The 366-nt window shown below is 60.4% G+C and carries 1 pseudogene; it reads left to right on the plus strand.

What is annotated here, in order from left to right:
• Positions 1-366, plus strand: a pseudogene (locus A985_RS23970) (two-component sensor histidine kinase); the annotation flags it as partial.

Genomic DNA, 366 nt, shown 5'->3' on the forward strand with positions numbered 1-366 from the left:
ACGGTGGCGTTTTCGACGGTCGCCATACTCGTATTCGCCCTGGTGGGCACGTTCCTCTATGATTCGTTGGCCACCGAGCTGCAGCGGCGCGACGACATCGAAATTACCGGCAAGCTGAACCAGTTCCTCCAGCTCATTCGCGATCAGGGCTCGATGGCGGCGATAAGGTCCAATCCGGCACTCTTCCACGAGGTGCTGCTCTCGCACCCTGGCGTCTATCTCGGCATCTTCGACGAGAACAACACGCCGCTCGTGGAACACTCGGACGCGGAGGCAGTAGACCTGTTGCCGGTAGCGACGTCGCACCACGCTTTGGGTGTGCCCTTTACTTGTGAGCCTGCGGGAATCGGCCTGTCGCGATGTATC

The organism is Pandoraea sp. B-6 (genome assembly GCF_000282835.1).
GTDB classification, from domain to species: domain Bacteria; phylum Pseudomonadota; class Gammaproteobacteria; order Burkholderiales; family Burkholderiaceae; genus Pandoraea; species Pandoraea cepalis.